The organism is Rhizobium sp. C4 (assembly GCF_021026315.1).
In the GTDB taxonomy this organism is placed as follows: domain Bacteria; phylum Pseudomonadota; class Alphaproteobacteria; order Rhizobiales; family Rhizobiaceae; genus Ensifer_A.
On sequence record NZ_JAJNCX010000012.1, the window covers coordinates 33,465 to 58,560 of the forward strand.

17 protein-coding genes and 1 pseudogene are annotated in these 25,096 nt (G+C 58.6%); 5 read left to right on the forward strand and 13 right to left on the reverse strand.

Translation table 11 applies throughout. The features are described 5' to 3' along the window. Positions 1–461: 461 nt before the first annotated feature. Together LQK84_RS18925 and LQK84_RS25340 are read left to right on the forward strand one after the other, a co-directional pair. On the forward strand, positions 462–881 hold the full coding sequence (locus tag LQK84_RS18925) for a helix-turn-helix domain-containing protein (protein ID WP_230830294.1): 420 nt from the start codon (positions 462–464) through the stop codon (positions 879–881). A 181-nt stretch (positions 882–1,062) separates the two neighbouring features. Beyond that, a pseudogene (locus LQK84_RS25340) lies at positions 1,063–1,320 on the forward strand (site-specific integrase); the annotation flags it as partial. A 9-nt stretch (positions 1,321–1,329) separates the two neighbouring features. On the opposite strand, the gene LQK84_RS18930 reads toward LQK84_RS25340, so the two are convergent. After that, positions 1,330–1,638: a hypothetical protein gene (locus LQK84_RS18930; protein WP_230830295.1), complete on the reverse strand. Its 309-nt coding sequence runs from the start codon at positions 1,636–1,638 to the stop codon at positions 1,330–1,332. A 9-nt stretch (positions 1,639–1,647) separates the two neighbouring features. Between LQK84_RS18930 and LQK84_RS18935 the strand changes: the two genes are divergently transcribed. Together LQK84_RS18935 and LQK84_RS18940 are read left to right on the forward strand one after the other, a co-directional pair. Continuing rightward, on the forward strand, positions 1,648–2,958 hold the full coding sequence (locus tag LQK84_RS18935; RefSeq protein WP_230830296.1) for a hypothetical protein: 1,311 nt from the start codon (positions 1,648–1,650) through the stop codon (positions 2,956–2,958). Positions 2,959–2,999: 41 nt separating this feature from the next. After that, a complete protein-coding gene (locus LQK84_RS18940) occupies positions 3,000–5,015 on the forward strand; it encodes a hypothetical protein (RefSeq protein ID WP_230830297.1) in 2,016 nt (671 codons plus the stop codon). Between the two features lie 458 nt (positions 5,016–5,473). Here the strand turns inward: LQK84_RS18940 and LQK84_RS18945 are convergent, their stop codons facing one another. The 12 genes from LQK84_RS18945 to cydD form a co-directional block, all read right to left on the reverse strand. Next, positions 5,474–6,385, reverse strand: coding sequence for a hypothetical protein (locus LQK84_RS18945; protein ID WP_230830298.1), 912 nt, complete (start codon positions 6,383–6,385; stop codon positions 5,474–5,476). Continuing rightward, positions 6,382–8,640, reverse strand: coding sequence for an AAA family ATPase (locus LQK84_RS18950; RefSeq protein WP_230830299.1), 2,259 nt, complete (start codon positions 8,638–8,640; stop codon positions 6,382–6,384). Before LQK84_RS18950 ends, LQK84_RS18945 begins: the two co-directional genes overlap by 4 nt. A 283-nt stretch (positions 8,641–8,923) precedes the next feature. Next, positions 8,924–9,877, reverse strand: a complete 954-nt coding sequence (locus LQK84_RS18955; protein ID WP_230830300.1) for a hypothetical protein — start codon at positions 9,875–9,877, stop codon at positions 8,924–8,926. Between the two features lie 18 nt (positions 9,878–9,895). Further along, positions 9,896–11,440 (reverse strand): MBL fold metallo-hydrolase, encoded by a 1,545-nt coding sequence (locus LQK84_RS18960; RefSeq protein WP_230830301.1) that lies wholly within the window; start codon positions 11,438–11,440, stop codon positions 9,896–9,898. Beyond that, complete coding sequence (locus LQK84_RS18965) at positions 11,433–14,975, reverse strand: S8 family serine peptidase (protein ID WP_230830302.1); 3,543 nt, start codon at positions 14,973–14,975, stop codon at positions 11,433–11,435. Before LQK84_RS18965 ends, LQK84_RS18960 begins: the two co-directional genes overlap by 8 nt. 485 nt (positions 14,976–15,460) lie before the next feature. Then, positions 15,461–16,261, reverse strand: a complete 801-nt coding sequence (locus LQK84_RS18970; protein ID WP_230830303.1) for a toll/interleukin-1 receptor domain-containing protein — start codon at positions 16,259–16,261, stop codon at positions 15,461–15,463. Then, positions 16,258–16,770, reverse strand: coding sequence for a hypothetical protein (locus LQK84_RS18975; RefSeq protein WP_230830304.1), 513 nt, complete (start codon positions 16,768–16,770; stop codon positions 16,258–16,260). Before LQK84_RS18975 ends, LQK84_RS18970 begins: the two co-directional genes overlap by 4 nt. A 566-nt stretch (positions 16,771–17,336) precedes the next feature. Beyond that, complete coding sequence (gene cydX, locus LQK84_RS18980; protein WP_230830305.1) at positions 17,337–17,468, reverse strand: cytochrome bd-I oxidase subunit CydX; 132 nt, start codon at positions 17,466–17,468, stop codon at positions 17,337–17,339. Positions 17,469–17,482: 14 nt separating this feature from the next. Beyond that, the gene (gene cydB / locus LQK84_RS18985; RefSeq protein ID WP_230830306.1) at positions 17,483–18,634 is read right to left on the reverse strand and encodes a cytochrome d ubiquinol oxidase subunit II; all 1,152 of its coding nucleotides are present in this window, start codon (positions 18,632–18,634) and stop codon (positions 17,483–17,485) included. Positions 18,635–18,639: 5 nt separating this feature from the next. Beyond that, a complete protein-coding gene (locus LQK84_RS18990; protein WP_230830307.1) occupies positions 18,640–20,244 on the reverse strand; it encodes a cytochrome ubiquinol oxidase subunit I in 1,605 nt (534 codons plus the stop codon). A gap of 121 nt (positions 20,245–20,365) precedes the next feature. Then, positions 20,366–22,018 (reverse strand): amino acid ABC transporter ATP-binding/permease protein, encoded by a 1,653-nt coding sequence (locus LQK84_RS18995; RefSeq protein WP_230830308.1) that lies wholly within the window; start codon positions 22,016–22,018, stop codon positions 20,366–20,368. Beyond that, positions 22,015–23,706 (reverse strand): thiol reductant ABC exporter subunit CydD, encoded by a 1,692-nt coding sequence (cydD, locus tag LQK84_RS19000; RefSeq protein WP_230830309.1) that lies wholly within the window; start codon positions 23,704–23,706, stop codon positions 22,015–22,017. Before cydD ends, LQK84_RS18995 begins: the two co-directional genes overlap by 4 nt. 181 nt (positions 23,707–23,887) lie before the next feature. On the opposite strand from cydD, the gene LQK84_RS19005 reads away from it, so the two are divergent. Further along, complete coding sequence (locus LQK84_RS19005; protein WP_230830310.1) at positions 23,888–24,403, forward strand: RrF2 family transcriptional regulator; 516 nt, start codon at positions 23,888–23,890, stop codon at positions 24,401–24,403. Positions 24,404–25,096: the final 693 nt, after the last annotated feature.

A 25,096-nucleotide genomic window follows, 5' to 3' on the forward strand; every position in this document is an offset into this window, starting at 1 on the left:
CGCGGGCCAGCAAAGCACTGGTCTGCCTGTATGGTTTTCCCTCAACGATGTTGCCAGCGATCGCATTCTTAAGCCGAGTCAGTGGCGGGGTGGTACGCGCCGCTCTGCGGCGTGGAAAACCCAAAGTGCATTGGTAAGAGGCCAACCAGAATGGTTTCGGTGCGTTGACCTTATGGTCGGGGAGCCTGTGGCGTATGTCCAGGTTCTCCGAGCTAAAGGCCGCAGGGATCGAGTGCGCTCGGTTTTCCAACTCCCCGATCACAAGAAACGGGTCAATGAGCAAAGCAGCGGGGGCGTACCGCAGCCTATGCCAAGGAAACACGATTGCGCCACCTCGCCACTCTCCACTCCCCACATTCGCAGATCTGGCTCGCGGAAACTTTGCGTCGTTCCTGATTGAGGCTGAATCAATCCTCAACCACCTGAACCTGCGGAAACCCTTGCACGTCTAGGATTTATCCATGCAAATCAAAAAGAAGACCCCAAACCCGATCGACGTTTACGTCGGCTCCCGCATCCGGCTTCGGCGAAACATGCTTGGCCTCAGCCAGGAAAAGCTCGCAGAAGGGTTGGGCGTGACGTTTCAGCAGGTGCAGAAATACGAGAAAGGCAGCAACCGTGTGGGCGCAAGCCGGCTGCAAGCCGTTTCCAACATCCTGAACGTGCCGGTTTCCTTCTTCTTCGACGACGGTCCCAAGGCGCTGGCCGAAGGAAGCGTCCCGGCAGAGAGAGGTGTTGAGCCCGACGAGCTTATCAGCTTCGTGTCATCCAAGGAAGGGCTGGCTCTCAATCGCGCCTTTGCCAAGGTGACAGATGCAAAGGTGCGCGCGAAGCTGTTGAATCTGGTCAAAGCGCTCGCTGCGGACGACGATCAAGGCTAGGGCGGCAATCTTTTTAAGCGATCCCCGAAATTCGGTGCTTTTGCCTGCTTATGAGGCGGTCAGCGCGGTGGCTGATTGCTGGCGAACTCGGGAATGGGTGTCGTATGCGCTCAAGCCACCTACACATCAATCCTTAACGGTGGAACGATAGCAAACCTCTTTTGATTTCAAGGAGGTCGCTATGGCTCGGGAAACTACACGATCGAACAGAGAGGCATTTTTTCGGCACTGTGAAAACACGCGCGGCCTCAGCCGAAACACCATGAATGCATATCGGCAAGACCTTGAGGCCTTTGTCCGGTTTCTGAATCAGGGAAACAGCGAGGGCTTCGATAGCGAGTTGGTTCTCGCCTATCTTCAGCACCTAAAGACTGAGCGAGCTCAAAAACAGGCGACGATCCGGCGACGCCTTGTCACGTTGCGCGCATTCACCAATTGGTTGACAAAATCAGGCTTCCTCAAAACCAATCACTTCACCGGCCTTGAGATTGATCTCCGCCCTCCGCGACGCCTTCCCAGGCCTGTCGATTGGGTGGACGTGCGTACGATGCTCCAGCTTTTTCGGTTGAGTCCGCCATACCCAGGACACGGTGTCCTTCTTGGCAGTTGCCACCACGCGATCTTCTTCAGCGATTAAATTTCGGTGCAGCATCGAAATTCGAAAAGCAGTTACATGTGACGCGTGCTGTTGAATACTTGTTGATATTTGTGAATTCGCCACTTCGCCTGATTGCGCTCGCGCGAGAATGGGCCTCATGCTAACCCCATGGTTGATTCGGCCTTTCGCTCGCATTTAACAATAATACGCTCGCGCTTGGCCCGAGCACGCGAGTCGATTCTCAGCGTTTTCGTGCCAATTCTGGTGTTGGCCGCGACGGCGCTTGCCGGATGCCAGGCCGGTGAGCAGAACTACCTGACCAACGGCATCGGATCCGAGCTGACAGCGCCGGGCCTGGTGCGGACGGAATCGCTGCAGAACCAGTATTTCAGCTATCTCTGCCGGCAGGCGACCAGCCAGAGCTATGCGCCGAACGCGAGGTGCCAGGTCGACAGCTGGAATCTGATTGTCCAGCAGGGCATGAACGACATCGACCGGCGCTGCGACGCCTATCTGCAATGGCTCGACAATCGCAAGCGATCAAAGGGGCCGTGGATCAGTCAGATCGGCGACACCGCAGCGGCGACCTCGGCGATACTGGGCCAGGTAAATGCAGGGACCACGGCGATCACCATCGTCGGCCAGGCCTTCCAACTCTTGACCAAGAGTGTGGAAAACTACCACAGTCGGCTTTTACTCGAGATCGAATCCTCAACGATCAATTCGATCGTGCTCAGAGGCCGTTACGATTTCCGCAGCTATATTCAGAAGCAGCGTATCCAGTTCACTACCAAGCCGGACGCTGAGCATGCGCTCAGGTCCTACACGCGTCTTTGCCTACCTTTTGCGATCGAGGCGAAGGTCAACGACTTCTCCACGCTGGGAGCACAGGGCGAGATGCCAAGAGCCGGTGGCTCCTTTGGCGACCTGCCAGTGGTGGGGACCATTACATCCAACACGGAAGTGTTTAAACCGGATCGCGGTCAAGGTACGAAGAATTCGACGACCTTGAATACCATCGCCTTAGCGATCCAGAAGGCGCTTTGCGTACCGGCAGACGGCAAGGCCGGTCCACGCACCATTGAGGGGATCCGTGCCTACCAGTATACGCAAAAGCAGGCCGAGACCGGCGAATTGTCGCCCAATGTCCAGACAGTAATCATAAACACGTTTGGTGCCGGTCAGCCGAAACAGTTCGCAGAGTGCGATCCTCAGTTTTCCAACTTCCTGGAGCGGAACCTCTTCCAGAACGATCCGGCGAACGCGGCGGCGCTGGCGCAATTGCGCGACGACCTTAGTGCGTTAGCCAAGAAACATGGCGCAACCGTCGAGATTTCGGATACCGACACGTTGACGACGCTTCGCCCGAAGATCGTGGCCATCAAGCAGAAGATCGGAGGTGACGTCTTCCGGTCGGGCGACAAGGCGTTCCTGAACTCGCAGTTCACGCCCGATCTCGAACGAATGCTGTTGAACTAGCCGAACGACTGCGTCCGGCGGAAGCGGCGGAGGAAGCGATCATGTTCCACAAACTGACAAAGGCGCAGTTCCCGTTCGAAGGGGAGCCACCGGCGCTTGCCAAGGTGCCGCCGCGCATTCCCGTGGGTAGCATCGTAGAAGACGATCCGGTCGGCGACGTCGGTGAAACGCTCAGTGCGGACGGAACCCTTCGACGGGTCAAGTTTCGAATGGTAAGTGACGTCCGGCACTGCTGGCTACCGGTGGAGTTTCTCGAACCGGCGGAGGCGGCCGAGCGACCGCCGATCATCCCCTGGGCGTTCCTGACCACCTGCGTGCAGGCGGAAGAGTGGATCAACGCATTGCCGGACACAGGCACGAACTATGTCAACGCCGATTACCTGATCGCGCTGGCGCTTTATGAATCCGGCCTCGCCAACGTCGGCAACATTACCCCGGGCACCGATGCAGTCGGCCCGTTCCAGATCACATCGACGCGCTGGAGCCAGTATCTCGACAAAGCGCACGTTCCCGAACTGACAGCTGACGATCGCGACAACGTATCGGACCAAATCTTCGGCACAGCCTTCCTGACACGCGAGGATACGCGCGCGATCAGCGAGGCGATTACCGCGCATGACCAAGGCGCCGGCACCAATACGGAGCCGGAAAAGACCGGTCCCTACATCCCGACCTATTCCGATGTCTTCATTGCCGCTGTGGTCACGCCGCTCGCTGCGATCGAACTGCGCAAGCTGCAGATCGCCGGCAAAGTCGATGCCCGTATCGACGAGATCGTCAAGAACCTGGACGATCTTCGCGAGGCGGAGATGGAGCGGATATTTCGCCACAATCACCACGTCTTCAAGGTCGACAAGGCTGAAGCAGAGGCTAAGGGCGTCGCCGCCGGGCCGCGCACGGTTGCTGATTTCTACGCCGCGGTGAACGCCAAGATCGACCAGCTGCTCGCAGACGCCTTCAAGCTGATGCAACTTCACGTTCCCGAACTGCTCCCGATCACCGCCGGCGATGCACCCTGGCTGGAGATCGCGCTACGCGAACAAGTCGACCCGTGGCAGAACGGCGTGTTGAAAGAGAACAGCGCGGCCGGTACCAAAAGGGTGCTCGAATACTTCGACGCGACCAATCTTTCGACGAGCAAGGTGCTGGCTTGGTGCGGCGCTTTTGCAGCCTTCTGCATGAAGGAGGTCGGGGGTAAAGTCGCCGATACGATCGTCCACGATCCCGCCTGGGCCGCCAGTTGGAAAAAATGGGGCAATCTGGCGATCCCGCTCGGCAGCGCCGACATCCCTGTCGGCGCGGTCGTCGTCATGTCGCCGCCGCCGGACGGGTCGCGCTCCGGCCACGTCAGCTTCTACTCTCCGACACAAAGCGGCGTTGCGGGCAAGGTCACGCTGCTCGGCGGCAACCAAAGCAATTCGGTGAAGGATTCGGATTTCGACCGGTCCGAAGTCGCGGCGATCCGCTGGGTCGGCCCGCCGCTCGGCAGCGGCGGGGATGTTCCGGGCTCAGATGTGGTCCCGCCTGGCGAAGGCATCGCCTGGGGGCGCTATGTCGACAAGAAGTTCGGCAATGACGCCTTCAAGAAAAAGGTGATCGCGATCTGCGAAGGCATGGACTGCGACCCAAGCTACCTGATGGCGGCGATGTCCTTCGAGACGGCGCGCAGCTTCTCGGCGAAACAGAAAAACCTCGCCGGCGGCTCAGCGACTGGGCTCATCCAATTCACGCCGATCGCCGCCGCCGATCTGGGCACCACAGTCGCCGAACTCGCGACCATGACTGAACTGCGCCAACTCGATTTCGTCGAGAAATACATGACGCGATGGGCCAAGGGTCGCCCCTTCAAGAAACTGTCGGACGTCTATATGGCAATTTTAGCGCCGGCCTTCTTCGGCAATTCCGACAGCACGGTGATCTACGAGAATCCAAGCAAAAATTACAAGGCCAATGCCGGCCTCGACGCCAACAAGGACGGCAGGATCACTGTCGGCGAGTCGACCGCGAAGGTTCTCGTCCATCTTCATGAAGGGTTGAAGCTAGAGAACCGAGGCTAGGAGTTGTCCTCACTCTGCAGGCCGGCTTTTCACCAGTCCCGGTTCACAGATCCGCGGGCGTTGAGGTGCACGAAACTCACGTACATCCCAATACCGCCGCGAAACAGTCCACTATCACGTAGCCGCCGGAGCACTTCGGCCCACTGCTAAGGCGTTCCTTCCGCGAAACGGAAATCCACCGCGTAAAAGAATTCATGCGCACTATCTTACACCCGAGGCCGTGGTGTTTCCGCCGGCTGTAGCCAGGAGTTCTCGTTTCTTTGGCTGCTTGGCTCCAGGCGTTTTTGCCATAACCTACCTCGGATACATCAACCGTCAATGATGCTCGATGGCATTCCATGCCGCCGGCCGCTGCCCACTCAAGTTGTCGCGGACCCTTCATACCAGGACGAGGTTTTCGAAGCCGCATGACGATGGTTGAACACCGATAGCATCTGCGGCCTCGCCTACTGTTCAAATCAGTCGGAAGGGATTGCGGCCGCCAATTGCTTTTTGGCTTCATTGATTTCGGGAGCACCGGAATTGAGGATTTTTGGAAGCATCTCGATCAAACCGGGCTTCCGGCCCTCGATGAGTTGCCGGGCCATCCCAAGATATGGCTGATTGTCCTTCAGATATTGGTCGATCCGAACGGTCGCCAGCGCGAGGTTTGTTCTGGAACCCTCACCTTTGGCCACTTCTGCTTCCAACGCGTCATACATAACGAGGTCACCGAGGATAAGCGTCGCCCGCGCATGCCGTTCGTTTTTTAGGCCTGGTCGCTGCAGCGCCAGGATGTCGATGGTTTTGCTTCCCCTACTGGAAGGTATGCCCGCATCATCTTTGCGCGCCTCTATCCAGCCATTGCAGAAAAATGTCAGATGTTCCGATGGCTCGTCGACGCATGGATCAAGCAAAAGCGGCTTTTCCTGCGCAATATCGATCGTATGGCTTCTTGCCCTGTTGGCCTCGACTTCGAGAGGAAACTCGTTGCCCTTTCCAAGCGCCCGGGCCGCGGCCTTGCTGCCGATCTTGTGCCGATTGGGTCGGTTGCAATAAATGCAGGACGAAAGAAGGTTCGGCCAGTGCGATGCGAGCCAGTAATATCCGGGCTTATCCAGCGCGCCGTTTATGAGTACGGCCTGTTTGGGACGAAAATGTTCGACGTCTTGGGGCTGAACCGCGGCCATCGATGACTCGCAATAGGCGCATTTGCTATGGAAGACCTCCTGGAGAAGCTCTCCCAATCTTTTGTTCTTGTAGGCCTTGAAGGGATATGGCGGCTTCTTTTTGTCAAATGGCGGCTTGTGATATGCCTCGGCGTCAGCGCGCTCCTCGTCCATTATTTTCTTGATGTCATCTGGCAAAGCCGGCCGTTCGACCTTGATCATTGCGCATTTCCCCCGTCCGTCTCGGGAACAGGGGGAACTTGAAGCCAGATCGAGGCCAGTCGTTCTTGGGTCTCCTTTTTCGCCAATGCGCGATCCGCGGGTTCGGTTAGCGTCCGCTCCTCGGCGAGGTAGGAGTCAATCGTCTCGAACATCATCCGCTCGCGCCTGTCTTTGCCGAGGATACCATCCTGTTGCAGATCCGCTTCCAGGCTTGAAAGCTGAGCGGTTACCACGTCGGAGTGCGGCTCTGCTTTTAGCTGAAGGTATCTTTCGAACTTGTTGTCGAGCTCCGGATCGACGGTGCTGTGAAGGCCGAAAAACTCCGACGTCAGCAATTGCTCCGCCGTCATCTTCGACACATCGGGAACATCGGTGATGATGTAGGGAACGCCACTTTCGTCCTCGTCCTCAACAACGAAGACTTCACCAGGCTGAAGACCGCGCAGGCAAAGCGGATCATGCGTCGAAACAATGAACTGGACGCGCGGGAAGGCCTTTCGAAGTCCGGAGACAATCCTCATTCTCCATCGAGGATGCAGATGTGCACCAAGCTCATCGATCAGAACCAGTCCTTCGGCCGCCTCCATGGCGTCCCACACGCTCGATAGGACCCGCATAATGTCGGCGGTGATCCCGATGACCGACTGATACCCGTCGCTTAGCTGCGAAAACGAAACATTTCCCTGGCGCGACTTTACCGAAATCTTTCCGTTCCGGCGCACAAGCTTGTCGTCATCGTCAAGCACGAAGAAGACGTCCTTCAATGATCGGGCGAATTTGTTGAAGGATGTCGTCTTTTCCGCCGACAACCAAGCTTCAGGATCGCTAACCGGGACAAGTGGATTGAAGAGATTATCGACCTTGGCATAGGGAAGGTCGATCCCTTTCGCTGAACCAGCTTTTTGCATAAGACGGACTGCACCGTAAGCAAGGGTGAGAACCTTCGATTCAACTGACGAGTGCTTGAAACCCGTCTTGTCAATCGTAAGGGTCAGTGGTTCAGGCCGACCTGTGATCTTGATCGCCACCGACGCCTTGCTTGCGCCATTGCGAATGAACGTCATGGGATCAAGGTCGAGTTGATCGACATATTTTGCGCCGATCATTGTCAAAGCAATCGCTTGAAGAATTGACGATTTGCCGACACCGTTTTCCCCGAGCAGCATCGCCCAAGGTCCCGTTGGCGACTGGGAGCGGGCAAGATCTAGCTTGACCGATCGGATCTTCTTGAAATCGCGGATTTCCACCGACTCGAGAAGCCGACTCTTCTCGAAATATGCCGGATCGATTCTCTGGCGACCGACCTCGACCGAAAACTCGGCGTCTGCCTGACTTTCGGCCACCTTCCGTTTGAGCGCTGTTCCCTTGAGCTCAATCGGAGGAATGAGCGCAACAAGGTCCGAGAGAAGCTGGTCAGCCGTTGCCCGCCCCGTTATCTTTCCAAGGAAGTTCAGCATCCGACTGGGCGAAAGAAGTCCGTTCCCTCTACCCATTTGACGATTGAGTTCTCGTGCCGCGAACTGTCTGCGGGCGGCAAGGTAAGGCCCCGGTTCGCGAAGGGTCTTGTTCAGCTCCCTTAGCCAGTCGGAGCTCAACACGCCCTCGCCGCTTTTGGTCGCAAGGCGAAGCGCAGACCGATAGATGGCCAATGCCTGTTGGCGGGAAGAGACGAGGTCTGCACGGTTCAATGCCAGAATGTCGATCGTCGCCTGGCCTCGTGGTGTCAAGCCTCCCACCATGCCCGTATCATCGAAAGCCAGGTGAACGTTGGGATCGTCGTTGCAGGGGTCGATCAACAACGCCTGTTCGGTTTTGACGACATCCCAATATGTGGTTCCGATCGCGGCGCGCGAACCCTCGACCGGAAATCGCCGTCCTTTGCTGCGATTACAATGGGCACACACATGGTAGATGTTCTGCCATTCGTAGGCGAGCCACCAATAATAATCCTCATCGATCACCCCCTTAATGCTTGTTGCGAAGGTCCTTGGCCTGTGGCGGGCAATCTCGTTTGGCCGCACATCGGTCAGCTCGCTTTCGCAGTATGCGCATTTTTGCTGAAACAGCTCCCGCAACGCCGCCTTGACATCCCTCCCGCGATAAGGTGTCTCGTCGAAAGTAAACTTCTTTTGGCCGCGCTTCAGATGTTCGACCTGGTAGTACTCCCGGACGTGGGCAAGAGCGCCTCGCTTTATGTCGCTGTTGTCAAACAGCGACGGGGGCATTGAAACGCTTGTTCTTTCAATTCGTATCAAGGGCCGCCCCTATACTCAGCGTTTCTGCGTTCCTACGGATATTACTGCTTCCCGTTAAAAGTTCAATTGGCTTGTCAGTCATACTCGTCTTGGTTGATTGCAGCCAGCCAACGACAGCTTTTTCTTTCGCGGCCAATCGCGCTCCACTTCTCCTCCTCTCAATCGGCATTCGGAACACGCAATTCAAAAACTCACTGAATGCGTGCCCGTCGACTTTTGAATTCTGCGCATTCCGTCGGCGAACGGTCCACGGCAGAATGGGATGCGCCAGCCCTTTCAATGTCTACCTGCCCTCATCTGCGGCAGGCGGCACAACGTCCTTCGTCTTTATGGGCTCGACCACCGCGACTGCCGGGCCGGTGATCTCAATGCTGAGATCAACGACAGCGCGCGGGGAAAACGTGTAGTAGCGCGGCTGAGTCCTGAACGGGACTTGCTCTCCGGGTTTCGCCCCGGGAACATCCGCGACCGCACTGACAAGATAAATCTTGTTCGGCTCGACCACATAACCACCGTTTGCGGGGAAGCGATTGACTGCCCGCATGAGGAGAGCCTGAAGTGTCGGGCGTGCGAACCTCACGGTCCCCGAGAGCGGTATTGCTGTTTCACCTGCCGGCGGGCCATCGACCTTCACCACACCGATTTGAACCGGGCCTACGATATTCTTTCGTTTGATCGAAACCGAAACCCAAGCCTGGTCCTGATCAGGCTTTGGCGTGACCTCGGCATCTCGACTGGTTCGAATACCCAACGCGTACATCAGATTGTGGATCCCGCTGCTTCCACCGGCAAGAACGAATGCCGTAATCAGCTTCGACCAAAAATTGGAAGTATCTGCTGCGTGCGTGCTCAGGAACTGCGCGATCGCGGCCTTGTCGGTGAGCGTATCCGGTACGCTGAACGCAACGACCAGATTTGCGAAAATATCGATCTTAAATCCGAACACGACGATCGACGATATCAAGACCATCAAAACCGTCTTCACGCCCTTTGTATCGAAAAAGGCGAGAAAAACGCGCCAGTTGAAAATCACAGCAAACGCGCTTTCGAGGATGACGGCGATAACGAAAAGCATGGTGAGCGATTTGATGGACGCGGAATAGACGTTGGTCGAAAGACCAAGCGTGGATTGTTCGTCCGCCGCCAAGGCCATGCTTGACATCGCTCCGACCAAAATAAGGATCGTGACGAGGATGCTATTGAAAAACGATAGACGTTTGCCAAGGAAAGCTTGCACGGTGAAGGGCCCCTAAATTTAGGCGAGGTCGAACTCGACCCACAGTTTCGAATTGGAGCGAATGGCTCTTAGTGAACCGGACGGCCGCTCAAGCGCCTCCGGAAGCGCTCCGGAGCCCAGCCAGCTGTCGTCTGCCCGCACCGTTCGCCCGCCCGTTTTCTTTTCCAACGCGTCCAGGATGCCGTGGAACGGCATTTCGCCCCAGCCCACCTTCTTCGCATCTGCCTGGTTGGTCGGAATGAACGCGGAGAGATCTGGACTCGTCATCAGCTCCATCCCCTTTGCCTGCGCAGTCGCGTTCTGACTGCCGTGGTGTCCGACCTTGTAGAAGACCGTTCGAGCAAGCAGATCTGACGCTGTGACTGTCGCATCCCCAATTTTCCAGTTCAAATCCTGCCAGCTCAACCAACTTCCGATCTGGGCATCACCAGGAAACAGGAAGACCCGTCCGCTGTCGATCATTTCGAATGCCAGCACGAGGCTGGTGTTGTTGACACCGCGATCGAGCTGCATGGCGAGGTCAGCGGCAATGCCCAACCAGTCTGCATCAATCCGGCGCCAGGACTGGTCCCTCACCGTTTCATCATCGATCCTGGGCTTGGCACTCGTCGTCGGTAAGCTTTCCGAGTAATGCCTTCGAACAAAATCGGATGTCTCTCCGTCCACCGACCCGGCCAGGATGTCTGAAAGCGGAGTCCCGATATGCGGGTCAAAAGGGCACGCATCGTCTGCAGGATAGGCGGCACTATCCGCATTGTTGGCATCTAGCGCGGCACGCAAGGGCTTCAGGAATTGAGGGGCCCTGTCGGCAGCCAGCGGATATTGCTCGCTCGCCTTGGTCTCCAGCTTCAGTGCATCCCTGCTACGTGGCGGGCCAAGCACGTAGATGCGGATGTTTGGCAGGCCGGGGATCGAGAATGGGGCAGTCTCCGGCCCCATGTAGACAGGCGGCTGCCTTTTCGAAAGCGCGGCGGCGGCGTCCCGCGCAGCCCGAACTTTCTCCCCCGCCGCTCCGAATTGGAATCCCAGCACCGAATTCAAGCTATCACGGAGGCCACCCACGTAGCTGTCTAAGCCCTTGACCGCGTCCAATTTAGCGCTCGCGTCCTTCAGAGCAGCGAGGGCCTGGGTCTTGAACCTGTCAAATGCGATAGCATCGGGATCCTTCGGGTTCTCACTCCAGGCCATCCAGACTTCGTCGACGGCGAATTTGTTTTTGTCGAAGATCTCCGCCGCACTGGTGAAACCAGAAACATGATCCCAGTGTTCGTGCGTCACGACCAGGACGTCGATCTTTCCGCCTGTCTCTTTCTTTATATCGGCAGCGATATCCCGAATGAGATCTCCACCGCCGGTAATAGAGCTGTGAACGCCGCAGTCTATCAGCATCCGAAACATGGAGCCGTCGGACTTGCGAAATGTAAGGAGATGGCTGTCACCTATACCTTGGCAGTAGTGGCGAACGGTAAGCGCGGGAAGAGCGCTGTTCAACAGGGAAGACGGTGCTGTCGCGTTTGCAGCTGCCGATGTCCTTTTTCTTTTCTTTGCGGGTGCCTTAGCCATGGTCGTGTCCCCCATGATCTGCATGCAGCATCGCGAACGGCTCGGACGTAGTTTCACCGAAATACAGTGCTCTCAGCGGCGAAATGTAATGGGCTGCGGCAGCTTTCGCCTGTCGCTCCTGGCGCGCATTACTTCCCGTATTCTTGATTATCGCGTAACGGATTTCCTCCTGCCCCTTACGCGGATCGATGATCACCGTGGCGCCTCCGCGAAACCAGAGGAATTCCTCGCCGGTTTTCACGCCTTCCATCGCCATCGTTCCGTCGGGTCTCAGTGGAACACGCTGCTGGATCGTGACTATCACCTCGGTGCGAAACGATCCGTCCGGCTCGACGCGGCGTGTTGGCCGCACGCCATAGACGTCGAACGTCGTGCCGCCCTTATCGGGCTTCTTGAGCAATGTACCATCGTCCCGGTAACGCGGCAGGTCGGGCAACAAACCGAAATGTGCGTGGATCCCCGGGTTATCCAGCAGAACGCTCTTCAATCCCGTCCACATCTTCCAACGGTTACTTTCGTTGAGTTCGAATATTTTCGACCGGGTCAGCTTACGATCCCATCCTAGATCGATCCCTTTCAGGATATTTTCCAGCCATGGCGTGGCAACCGCCGGCGTATCCCAAGTCAGCGTTTCCTCCGAAATGGTCCGCACATCGCGCGGCAAAAGTTTCCACTTCCGGAAGGAATCCATGAAGGCCAGCCGATAATTGTAGGTGTCCTCTGGAAAGACATCTAAATCGGCCGTGATCACGGCTCTGAGATACTCACCAAACGTAATATCTACCGCCGGGCAATAATCGAGAGCCCGAATACACATGTCGAGCATGCTGCGTGCAGTCTTGACGACGTCTTCCGTCAGACGTTCTACAAGCCCCGGGTGCAAAGCACCGGCTGGCAAGATGCCACTCCCGCCTGTCGCGAGTTGGATGAGGCTTTGCGTTCGCCGCGCGACGATTGCCTGGAAGGCATCGTAGACCGCAAAGACGAGGATCGAGCCTCGGTCATGGGGTTCAAGGGTTTTCTCATAGTCGAGCTCTGCCATCTTCGGTTTGGCATAATCGCGAAGAGGGCCGGATCGACCGCTCCCTTCCCCAAACTGAATGGCGAGACCCGACAGGAGATTAACGGCCGAAAGATTGCCACGGGTTCGAGCGATTTCGAAACTGACAAGTTCCTTCATGGTGAAGTGCTGGAACAGCGCAACGATATCGGCAAACCCTTCGTGAAACGCAGGCACGTCCGGATTAGAAGCCTCTTGGAAACGGCGATGCAGACCATCAAGGAGTGCATGCGAGGTTTCATGCGCGATGATATCGAAGGATAAGCAGGAGAAGACCATGGATCCCGGCGCGGTCGTGTCATCGCCGCCGCTATCTGCCGGAAAATAGCCGAATAGCAAGGCCTTCTTGTCCGGGCTATAATAGGCATTCTCCATGCGCAGTCCATGCGGATAGATGCGCAGTCGCGGCACTTCATACCCCTTCGACTTCCGGTCGCCATCACGCCCGATATAGCTGGCATAACGCGGTGCCCAGAGAGCTCGACGCCCCAGCGCCCGCTCAAAGTGACCTATCGTCGTCATGGCCACGGCATAGACCATCTGCTGGTGGAATTGCGGGTTGCCTTCCGAGGGAGTAAGGCCATCCTGGGCAAGCAGACGCTTGTCGTTGAGATCGACAGGATCATAGACACGGTTCGAAGCCGGATCGACATCGACCACTTCGATGTACTCACCCACCGGCCCTGGCATGAGCGACCCGTCCGGCCGCTCATCATCCCACGGTACCGAAAGGGTCGCCTGGTGAATCGCGACCGAATCCAGTTTCTTGCTGACCGCCGGATCGAGCGCATAAACTCGCAGCCGTCGTGCCGGCGGGGTGACCGCCCGAGGCTTTCGCGCGATCGGCGGCGGCGTCGGCGGAGCTGATACAGCCGTCGTAGCCACGGCGGCTCGGCCAAGAGCGGCCTCCAGCACAGCTCGCAGGGGCTTGGACGGATTGCCCTCGTCGAGAGCGGCCTCCAGATAACGATTGCGGGCAGCGGCTGATATCTGTGCCGGATCCGCATCTGGATCGGAGATCGCCTGATCTACAGAAGCGACACGCTGCGCCATCTGTGTCAGCTCAAGTGCGAGCATACGCTGTTTCTGCCGCGCTTGCGGTCCCTCCGGAGCCAGACTGACGCCGCCACCAATGAGGAGGTTGAGCCAGCTCCAGGAATCGGTCGCAAGTTTTAGTTTCTTCAGCTTGTTCGCGGCCAGCGGCAAGACGGCAAGCGCGTCTTCCGCTCGCAGGACGCCCTGACCGATCTTCTCCTGGGTTTCCTGCGCGTTCATTTTCGCAGTAGATTTCAGGGCTGTGCTGAAGAGCGCGTGACGAACCGCCTCGACGCGCATCCATGGCTCCGGATAGTTCTTCACCGTGTCCCAGTGCTCGGCTAGCCACAAGGCGGCAGCAGCAGCAATCTGTGGCGTCGCAGCCGAGGTGCCAGCGCCGTCCATGTCGACGATTTTGCCGCAATCAATTTCTGCCCAAGGAACGTTGGGGGTGAAGGCTCCCAGCGCCGTTGCCATCTTGCTGTCGGGACCATAGTTGCCCTGCATCGTTCCGGATGCGAGGCCCGAATAGGAGCGACCATCGCTCATCACACCGCAAGCCGCCAGAACGCGCTGGTAGCGGGCCGGGAAAACGATGCTCTTCGGCGATGGCCTATAAGCATAATTGTTACCTGCAGCGGTGACCATGACCACACCGTGCTCGTAGGCAAGATTGACGGCGTCTACGAGGGCTGCCGAGGACAATCCGCCCATGCTCATGGAAAGCACATGGGCGCCCTGCTGGCGAGCATAGTCGAAACCCTGCACGAGTGTCGACGTACTGAAGCGCACGACCCAGTTCGCCACCCGCACTGGAATGATTTGCACGAGCGGAGCGCCGCCGACATAGTCGGAAAACCCCAGCCAGCCCGGTGAGGTGCCATCCAGCCTGTTGCCCGCCAGCAGGCTGAGCGTTCCTGTACCGTGCCCGCGATTGCTCAACGTCCCGGCGGGCGCATGATCAATCGCATCGTTTGGGCCGTGGCCGTCATCGACGAAATTGCGCCAGAGCGCATTATTTACGATCCCGACGGGCCGCGTCTGGTGTTTCGGATCAAAGCCCGTGTCGAGGTGAGCAACGGTTATCCTTTCCTGCTTATTGCCGACCTTCCGACGCGCCGCGTCGAACTGGCTGAAGGCTGAGCCGGAATTCCAGGCGACTACTCCCATTTTGACCGCTTTTCGGCCGCTGTCGTCCTGATCGTCGAAAACGCAGACAGGGCTGGCGCTCGCCGCCATGCCGCGGTCGCCGTTCGCGTCTTTGTAGTCCCATTGCTGGACCAGATCGGGTTCGACGGCCAGCATCTGCGCTCCGCCCGCGGCTGCAAAGGCCGAACCGCGATCGACGACAGCATGGGCATCATCCCATGGATTGTCCGAGTTCCTGAAATCTGCACCGATCTTGAGCCAAGTGGCCCCCTGCCCGGCCTGAACTGTCATGCCGGCGGCCGGGTCCGGAGGCATGCTCAAGACAGGCTCGACTGAACCCGCCTTTAGGCCGAGAGTTCGTTTGTTCGCCGTGAACGCAGTACCGTCCCCAACAACCTTGACAAGCAGACCTGCGATATCAGCCACGTCTCAGCCCCCAACTGCGCGAAGTATCGGATCGGACTTCGAACTCATCTCTCAATCGATTGAGATCGAAATCAAAGATATAATGATCAACCAGAGGACGAATTCAACGTAATTCTTCACGTGTACGAGATTCATTCGATTGGCGTCAGTATTGAATGCACGCCTAGTGGGAGAATTTTTTTTGCCAACGCCAGCATTGAGACTGGGGCGCAAGGGCAATGGAACCTGCCAGTTCTGCTCGTAATTTGATCGCTTCGAAGCGAACCTGCCGCTTCTGCTGTCTAAGTTTTCAAGAGCGAGTACAGCTCGAGTCTGATGTAGCTGTCAGCCGGCCACGGTTTTGACCCGTTTTAAGGAAGATTGGCATCGATCCAGTCTGCTATATCAGTGAACAGAATGTCGGCCTCCGGGCTCCCCGCAGTGATCGAACCGTGAGGCTGAATGCAATGATAGGCGGTCATCGCCGCGGCGCCTTTGGCAAAGCCTGTCCGGCGAGCAAATACATTGAAGCTGTGCAGGTTCTCTTGGCGGTAGGTAATTTGAGAACTGTAATAAGGATCGCCGGCGAAATTGCCCGGATAGATCGCCTGTGGCGGCACCCCCAATCCGAGATGGGATCGATGCCCATCGAGGATGGTGACGTCGTAGAGCCGGGCGACAAGGGCACGCATTTCATCAATACTGCCCGACGTGGCGACATCCTTGCACTCAACCGCAATACGCGGACGGCCAAATGGGTTCCCGCCATGTAGGCGTAGCGTAGTTCCCACCTGCTGCGGCACAATAGCGATGTCCAATTCATGTGCTGCGCCGCTGCGGCCTTCGAACTGCACACCGTTCCAAACCTCCCAAACTTTCGTGCTACCTGATTTCTGAAAACCTATGCAGCTTGCATTGCCGGGCCCGGCCGAAGCCGGTGAAATCCCTGCTGGAGCGCCACCCCGCTGGATGAAGTCAAGTGTTGGATCGCCTGGGTTCATTCGCGTCCCATCAGAGCGTTGTAGCCATACGTCATGGCCGCGGCTAGACAGCTTCGCAGCTATGCCTGTCATGACGAACAACTCGAATATCCTGCCAGCACCGTTCGCATGCCTTAGGATTGCAACGCTGCCGAGAACGGCATTAAGGGCTGATTGAACATCCGTGATCAAAGCGACTTCCGCCTCTCAGTAGCCTCACCAAGCCACCGCTCAAGCGCAACATGCAGCTCCCGCACTGCCAATTGCCCAGCGGATCGATCTTCTACCGTCACCAGCGCAGCCTCCCCGTCGTCCTGTAGGCTGAAATTCACGGATGATTGTGCTGCTGACGAATCCTTCATCGGGTCACCGTTGATGACGAGCCGATGCATTCGGTCAATCGATACGTCCATCATGTCGAGGGCGTTCTCGAGACGTTCGGCGACATAGTGTGCCGCCCAAGAGAGTTGCTCATCTCCTTCTAGAGGCGAGCTCTGAACACTGACCGCGACCCGGTCGGCGGTTCTACGTGGTTCGCGATCCTGTCTCGCGAGGACACGCGCCAATGCTAAATCGTCACTACTCTCCTCGTTGACGACCCCGGCGTCAATGCCTTCCACCAGTTCAAAAACGAGCCAATCGGCACCGGCTGCCACCAGTGTTTCAAAAAGCTGAAGAAGGCGAGGGTCCAAAATGGCCAAAAGACGGTCTCCCGACGTTCATTGCAACCATGAATACAGTAGATCGCCGTTAGAATCTCCCAGATAATTGAGCACGGCGGGGCTTAACTGCTAAATGAGCAAACATCTTGGTATAAACGCACTTTTTTCACTGCAAATGGATGGGATAAGGGCGAAAAGCAGACAAATTCACGAGGCCGGCGGAAGTGCTCCTGTTGAATGCGTTCTTCACTGCCAAGGTCTTGAAGGGACTTGAACTGCCGACCCGTCGTTTGCCGATACGGCTGCGCCAGATTTCAATGTAGAGCTCGCTGCTTGCTCTCGGAAATGGCTGCTAGGGGCCGGCAGCGGAATGGCCGGACCTGGAAATGATCTCTCCAATCCGGACATCCGCCAGAACAGTTTCTGCTGTAATTTCTGCCCATAACTGACCTTCGCGACCGGTGCCGCGATCGCCTGAGCTTCATAAGCCCTCAACCTGAATTCCATGCTCCGCCAGCCAATCCTTTCTCCAATGGCCTGCCACAACGATCAGTCGGCGACCTGAAGAGAGCTTGTCGGCCGTCACGTTCAAAATCTCCTGGACGTTAGCGCACCTTTTTCTTGTTATCGCCGCCATTCATCATCTGCCGGTCCTGCTGCATTTCCAGCCACATTGCGTTGACGACAGCAAAGATTGCGGCGAGCGGCAGGCCGAGAAGCCAGGCGAAATACCACATGGTCTTATCTCCTCTTAATAGACGGTTTCGTGGTTGCGGTTGATGTCTGCCTCGGTCACCTTGCCCCACAGAACCTTGTAGACCCAGGCCGTGTAGGCCAGGATGATCGGCACGAAGATCACGGCGGCGACCAGCATGACGAAGAGCGTCTGATGCGACGACGAGGCGTTCCACACGGTCAGCGACGAGCGTGTATCGATCGACGATGGCAGGATGAAGGGGAACATCGTCAGGCCGACCGAGGAGATGATGCCGATGATCGCCAGCTTCGAATAGAGCATGGTCATCAGGTCCTTGCCGGTGCGCAGGCCATAGAAGGCGAGCAGCGAGCCGAGGAGGCCGACGATGGGGGCGACCGCAATCCACGGACGTTCCGCAAACGCGCCGAACCAGCTTGCGGTTCGCGCGGTCTCGCTGAAGGTCGGGTTCGAGGGACCGTTGTTGACGATCTGGCCGACCAGCGCATAGCCGCCGATGCCCTTGGCGAGCCAGAGGCCGGCCAGCACATAGGTCACGATGGTGACCAGTGCCGCAATCGAGCCAATGGCGCGGGCGCGATCGCGCACGGGTCCTTCTGCCTTCAACTGCAGCCATGCAGCGCCATGGGTAATCAGCATGGCAACCGAGACGACACCGGTCAGCAGCGCAAAGGGGTTCAGCAGGCCGAAGAATGTTCCGTCATAGAAGATCTTCAGGTCGTCGTTGAAGCGGAAGGGAACGCCCTGAAGCACATTACCCATGGCGACCCCGAAGATCAGCGCGGGGACGGCGCCACCGACGAAAAGCGCCCAGTCCCAGCCATTGCGCCAGGCCGCACTGTCGCGCTTCGAACGATACTTGAAGCCGACCGGGCGCAGGATGAGGGCGGCGAGAACGGCAAACATGGCGAGATAGAAGCCGGAGAAGCTAACCGCATAGAGCGGGGGCCAGGCGGCAAAGATCGCGCCGCCGCCGAGGATGAACCAGACCTGGTTGCCTTCCCAGACCGGGCCGATCGTATTGATCGCAACGCGCCGCTCGGTGTCGGTTTTGGCGACGAAGGGAAGGAGTGCGCCGACGCCGAGGTCGAAACCGTCGGTGAGGGCAAAGCCGGTGAGGAGCACACCGAGCAGGACCCACCAGACCACCCGCAGGATTTCAAAGGGAACAAGTTCGAAGAGAATCATGATCGTTACTCCGCAGGTTGCTGGCCAAAGGGCGAGGGGGCCGTCAGCCTGTCACGATGAATGGATTGCCAGCGGTCGGTTTCGGGGACGTCGATATACGGGCCCTTGCGGATGTATTTCACCATCAGCCCCATCTCGATCACGAAAAGTACGCTGTAGAAGAGCACGAAGCCCGCTAGCGTAATGGCCAGATCCGTCACCGACAGGGTGGAGGCCGAGAGCGCGGTGGGCAGGACGCCGTCTACCGTCCAGGGCTGGCGGCCGAATTCTGCGACGAACCAGCCGAGTTCGGCGGCAATCCACGGCGCCGGGATCAGGATGACGGCGAGCCGCAGCGCCACGCGCGGGAACCGCATGTTGCGGAAGGACGACATCCAGAAGAACCAGACCATCAAAGCGATGAACGAGAAGCCGAGCGCTACCATGATGCGGAAGGCCCAGAAGAGCGGCCACACCGTCGGCACGGTATCATTGGCGGCCTGCGCGATCTGTGCGTCTGTCGCCTGGCGCGGGTCATCGACATAGCGCTTCAGGAGCAGGGCAAAGCCCAGGTCCTTGCTGTGTTCCTCGAAGGTCGTGGCGACATCCGGCGCGACCTTGCCCTTGTTGGCGCGATAGTCCATCAGCGCGTTGTAGGCCACGATGCCGGAGCGGATACGGGCCTCCGCCTGCTTGACGAGATCGGCAATGCCCGGAATTTCACGGGTGAGCGACCGCGTACCGATCAGGCCCATGACATAGGGAACGTGGATTGCATAATGTGTTTCGCGTGCCTGCTGGTCGGGCAGGCCGAGAAGCGTGAAGGAGGCAGGTGCTGGCTGCGTTTCCCACATGCCTTCGATGGCCGCGAGCTTCATCTTCTGCGACAGCGTGACCGAATAGCCCGACTCGTCGCCCAGCACGACGACCGAAAGCGCTGACGCGAGGCCGAAGGAGGCCGCAACCGCAATCGAACGGCGCGCCAGTTCGATATGGCGGCCTTTCAGCAGATACCAGGCCGAGACGCCCAGCACGAAGACGGAGGCCGTCACATAGCCTGCCGAGACGGTATGCACGAACTTCGCCTGTGCGACCTCGTTGAAGACGACGTCGAAGAAGGAGGTCATTTCCATTCGCATCGTCAGCGGGTTGAAGGCCGCACCTACCGGATTCTGCATCCAGCCATTGGCGATCAGGATCCAGAGCGCCGAAAAGTTGGAGCCGATGGCGACAAGCCAGGCGACGATCAGGTGCGCGCGCTTGGAAAGGCGGTCCCAGCCGAAGAAGAAGAGGCCGACAAAGGTCGCTTCGAGGAAGAAGGCCATCAGCCCCTCGACCGCCAGCGGTGCGCCGAAAATATCGCCGACATAGTGGCTGTAGTAGCTCCAGTTCATCCCGAACTGGAATTCCATCGTGATACCGGTCGCAACGCCGAGAACGAAGTTGATGCCGAACAGCGTGCCCCAGAACTTCGTCATCTGACGCCAGATCGGCCGATCGGTCATGACATAGACCGTCTCCATGATCGCGACGATGATGGAAAGTCCGAGGGTCAAAGGCACGAAGAGGAAGTGATAAAGCGCTGTCATTGCAAATTGCAGTCGTGACAGCTCGACGACGCCGATATCCATGATGCTCTCGCCTGGCCAAACATAGTGATGATCTGATGCTTAGAACAAGCGCTAGGCCTTGGACTTGATCGAGGTCAATAAGGTGTATTGGGGATACACATTTGCGCTGTTTGGTCGCAGACTACACGAGCGACACGACACGGTCGGCGAATTCGGTTTCCGGTCGCCGGTGCGAGGCCATCAGGATAGCCGCCTCAGGCAGATAGCGACGGATGCCGGCGAGCACCGCGCGGGCCGTTTTTTCGTCCAGCCCTTCGGTCGGCTCATCAAGCAAGAGCAGCCGAGGCTGTCTGACGAGCACGCGTGCGAGTGCAAGGCGCCGCCGCTCGCCACCCGACAGGCCAGCCCCGCCTTCGCCGAGCATGAATTCCAGCCCGCCCTTTGCGGCAATGACGTTATCCAGCCTGACGGCTTCCAGCGCCTGCCACGCCTCTTCCGCGGCAAGATCCGGGCGCGCCAGCCTGAGGGCGTCGAGGATCGATCCGCTCATCAAGGCGCTTCGCTGTGGCAGAAGCGTGGCAAGGCTGAACAATGTGCTCTCATCGAGCGCACGAATGTCGCATCCGTGGATTCTTACATTGCCCGTATCGGTTTGAAGCTGCCCGATCGCCAGCAACAGCGCGGTCGATTTGCCGACGCCGCTGGGCCCCGTCAACGCGACCGTCTCGCCGGCGCTGACGGAGAGATGGAAATCCTGGAGGATGGTTCGGCTCGCCTGGGTGTATCGCACCTCGTCCATCCGAAGAACCGGCTCGTCGGCGATAGGCGCATCCGCGATGATGGAACGACGCGGCTCCTCGTGATCGGTGATCATCTGCGCATCGACCCGGCGCGCGGCATCCAGTATGCGGCCGAGTTCGGACAGGCCGCGATGGACGGGTGCCGTGATTTCGCCCGCTCCCAACGCGCCGAAGAAGCCCATAGCGGCGAGCGCCGGATCGATCGCTTTGGCTTCGCCAAGCTTGATGCCAAGGTAGAGGCTCCCCGCGGCAGCGAACGTACTGGCCATGCCCATGAGAAGACCGGATACGCGCTCCGCAAGGTCGATACGTGCCTGCTCTTTCTGGAGCCGGTGCTGGGCGTCCATGACTGCCGATGTCTGGCCTGCGAGCTTCCCGGCGACGACCAGTTCGGGCCTGGACCGCATAAGATCGATGAACCGCAGCCTCATCGCCTGCAACGCCTTGTGCGCCAGCCGCGAGGGGCGTTGGACGGTCTTCAGCATCAGGGCTGCAGAGAGCAGGAAACCGAGGACAAGACTTGCGCCCTGCCATGCCGCAACGGTCCCGCTCTCGATCCACCAGAGGACAAGAAGAAAACCGGCGAGGACCAGAACGGCGGAAAGAATTGGAATGACCAGCCGCAGGGCCAGCCCGTCGAGGGCGTCCACGTCGAGCGTGAGATGGTTCAGCCGCTCGGAACCATTGAGCGATGCGAGCTTGCGCAGCGGCGCGCGTGTCATGGCGGCCAACAACTGACCGCGCAGTTCCGCAAGTCCCGCCAGTGTGGCGTCGTGCGTGAGAAGCCGTTCTCCATAGCGTGCGCCGGCACGTCCGAGAGCCAGGAAGCGGATCGCGGCGCTCGGGCTGAAGACATCGAAGGCGATCCCGGCTCCGGCCAATCCGGCAATTCCCGTTGCCGTGATGAACCATCCTGACAAACCCAGCAGGGCGGCTCCCGCAAAGACGACAAGCACGGAAAACAGGCTTCCGAGGGCGAGCTTGCCTGCATGCGGTCGCCAGACCCGGAAGAAGATGCGTGCGAGCCGCCTCATGCCGCACCTCCCAGCCGGATTTTCCGGCCCATACGGTCTGCCAACTGGCGATCGTGGGTCGCGATGATCAGCGTCTTTCCCTGGCGGGCAAGCGCAAGAAGGCTTTCCGTGACAGCTTGTGCGTTCGGCGGATCGAGGTCCGCTGTCGGCTCGTCGGCCAGAACGACATCGGCCCTGGCGTAAAACGCGCTGGCCAGCATGACGCGGCGCGCCTCTCCGCCTGAAAGTCCTGCGCCGGTTTCCCCGAGCCGTGTGAGGAGGCCTCTCGGCAATGCGGCGATGACCGGACCGAGCGACGCGGCCTCTATGGCCGCCTTGAGTCTGCATTCATCGCGCAGTCCGCCGGGACCGATGATATTGGAAAGGACGCTGGCATTGGCGAAATGCGGCACTTGGGAAACCCACGAAAGGCGCATCCGCCATGCATCTGCGTTCGCGTCATCCAGATTGATCCCGCAGACGCTGATCAGGCCGCGGTCCGGCTGCGCGAGCCCGGCGATCAGCGCCAGCAACGTGCTCTTGCCGATGCCGCTAGGGCCAGTGATGGCGACCGCCTCGCCGGCGCGGATGTTGAGGTCCGGATAGACGATGCAACCCGACCTTCCCGCTGCGAAGGTGAGGTTGCGCGTGGTGATGCTGATCGGCCCGCCGAGTACCGCAACCTTGCCTCCTTCGCCCAGGATCGCCATCGCGTCTCGCGAGTCGATCTCGGCCAGTTCACCCGCGACCGCCAGCGCCGCAGCGCGATCGTGCCATGCTGCGGCGAGTTCGCGCAACGGTGCAAAGAATTCGGGTGCGAGGATCAGAAGCACGATGCCGTGCGCCAGTGTCAGCCCTCTGCCATAGGTTCCGAAGCTGAACGTGCCGAGTAGGCTGAAGCCGACATATACCGCGACCATGGCGACGCCCAGCGCTGCAAACAACTCCAGCACGGTGGAGGAAAGGAACGCGACACGCAGCACCGCCATCGTCCGCTCCTTCAGAGTGTCGGCGCGAGTGAAGAACTGGGACACCATCGTGTTGCGCCCGTCGAGCACCTTGATATCGACGAGCGCGTTGAGGCGTTCCAGAAGAAGCGCATTGAGCGAGCCCGTCTCCTTGAGATGCCGGGCGCTGGCATCGCGCGCCGCATAACCGATCAGCGCCATGAAGAGCGGGATCAGCGGACCGGAGAGGAGAAGGATCAGCGCAGCAGCCCATGAGATGGTGGCCGTCGCAGCGAGGATCACAAGCGGCAGGACCCGCGTCTTGAAGGCGGCCGTGTGATAACGCGTGAGATAGGTCAACAGAATATCCAGCTTCTCGCCGATGAGCGCCGCCCCTTCGCCAGACGCGATCGCAGCCTCGGAATAGGGTGAGATGCGGCTTTGCGCCACTGCCAGCGAGGAGCGTTCTGCGGCAACCGCGTCCTGTGCCGCGCGAAACGCGAACCGTCCGCCCCAGGCATCCAGCCCATGCCTCAGGACACCGAGAGCAAAATAGGCCAGCGTCGCGTGAAGCGGCGACAGCAAGGGGGTGTCGCCCGTGACAAGCGTGGCAAGACTGTCACCGATGAACAGGCTTTGCGGCAGGACCGTCAGCACGGAAAGTACCGTCAAGAGCCCCGCGCGTCGCAATCCCTGCGTCGCACCCTTCTCGATCACCTTCAGCCGATCAGCACCGGGATCGGATTTTGATTTGGTACGCACTGCGGACATCTCGGATAATCATGTATCTCGCATGCTTCTTTACGGCAAAATCGCCTTCGGGAAATGACATGGATCAAGTTTCTGGGGCTGTGGCGTGCTGGCCTGACATAGATCAATCGCAGCTTTGAAATGTGATGTATTCAGGACAGATAGCCACAGCCATCCGGGGGGAACGGGCACGATGCGCATCACGATGCGAACCAATCTGGCGATCAGGACGCTGATGTTCTGCGCGGTCAATTCGCATATGACGGTCCGCAAGAGCGACATTGCCGCCGCTTGCAATGCCTCCGAGAATCATCTGGCGCAGGTCATCCGCACGCTCGGCCATCACGGCTTTATCGACGCCACCCGTGGCCGGAATGGCGGCCTTCAACTGATGCGCCAGCCCGCCCAAATCAATATCGGATCCGTCTTCAGGATCTTCGAGTCCGATCTGCCCTTCGCGGAATGTTTCAGCGCGTCCAACACCTGTCCTCTTGTGGACGTCTGCTGGCTCCGCGACGCCATCTCCAGCGCGGTGGATGCATTCTATCGCTCGCTGGACAAGGTTCTCCTCTCCGACCTGATCGACGGTAATGACCGCCTAGCCGAACTGCTGCGCCTCAAACTCGGCTGCCATCGCGAAGGCGATAGGGCAACACACGAAACACTACCGTCCTTGACTTTCCCGCTAACGACGACAACTGCTATTTGAAATGCAGGCGCGATAGAAATTTCATTTCAAAGGCTCAAGCGCTGAATGCGCGCCCACGGTAACCGGCTCAAGGTTCAACGATCGCAGTTGCTCGATCACTGCCCATCGAGTTCCTTCATAGTGCTGCCCACGAGCACGCGTAACTTGCCGGACAAGCATTTCCTCCAGTTCGGCTGGAATACGCTCGCCATTCGCCATATCAAAACGTGAGTGTCCGGTTTCGGGGTCAGCGCCAAGGTGTCTAAGCGACCGATTTGAAGGCGCAAAGCTGCCGTCGCACGGGAGAGCATCTCGCGCCGAGCCGCTGTTCGCTCAACCTACTTCGCCTTGATGGGAGTCGAACCGTCGACCCGTGACTGACCCACGTTAAGCACTTGAAACCTTTACTTGTGCAAGGTGAGAGGCCCATCGTAGCGCAAGATCCTATTTTTGGGATGATGAGCGAGTTTCTCATCCGCCACCGCGGAATTGGCCAGGGCGCAATGGCCAATAGAGTACATCGAATCCCGGCTGGGCTGACCAGCTTAAGTCAGCCTTACGTTATCCAGATCGGTTCTCGCAGATTGTCGAAGCGCTGGCGCAGGCCATCAAGCGCAGTCAGGCGGTGCAATAATCAGGACGTGGTCGGCGGAGCACGCTCCCACCCACGACATCCGAAACCCTGGACGCGAGGCCGCCTTTCGGCAGCACGCT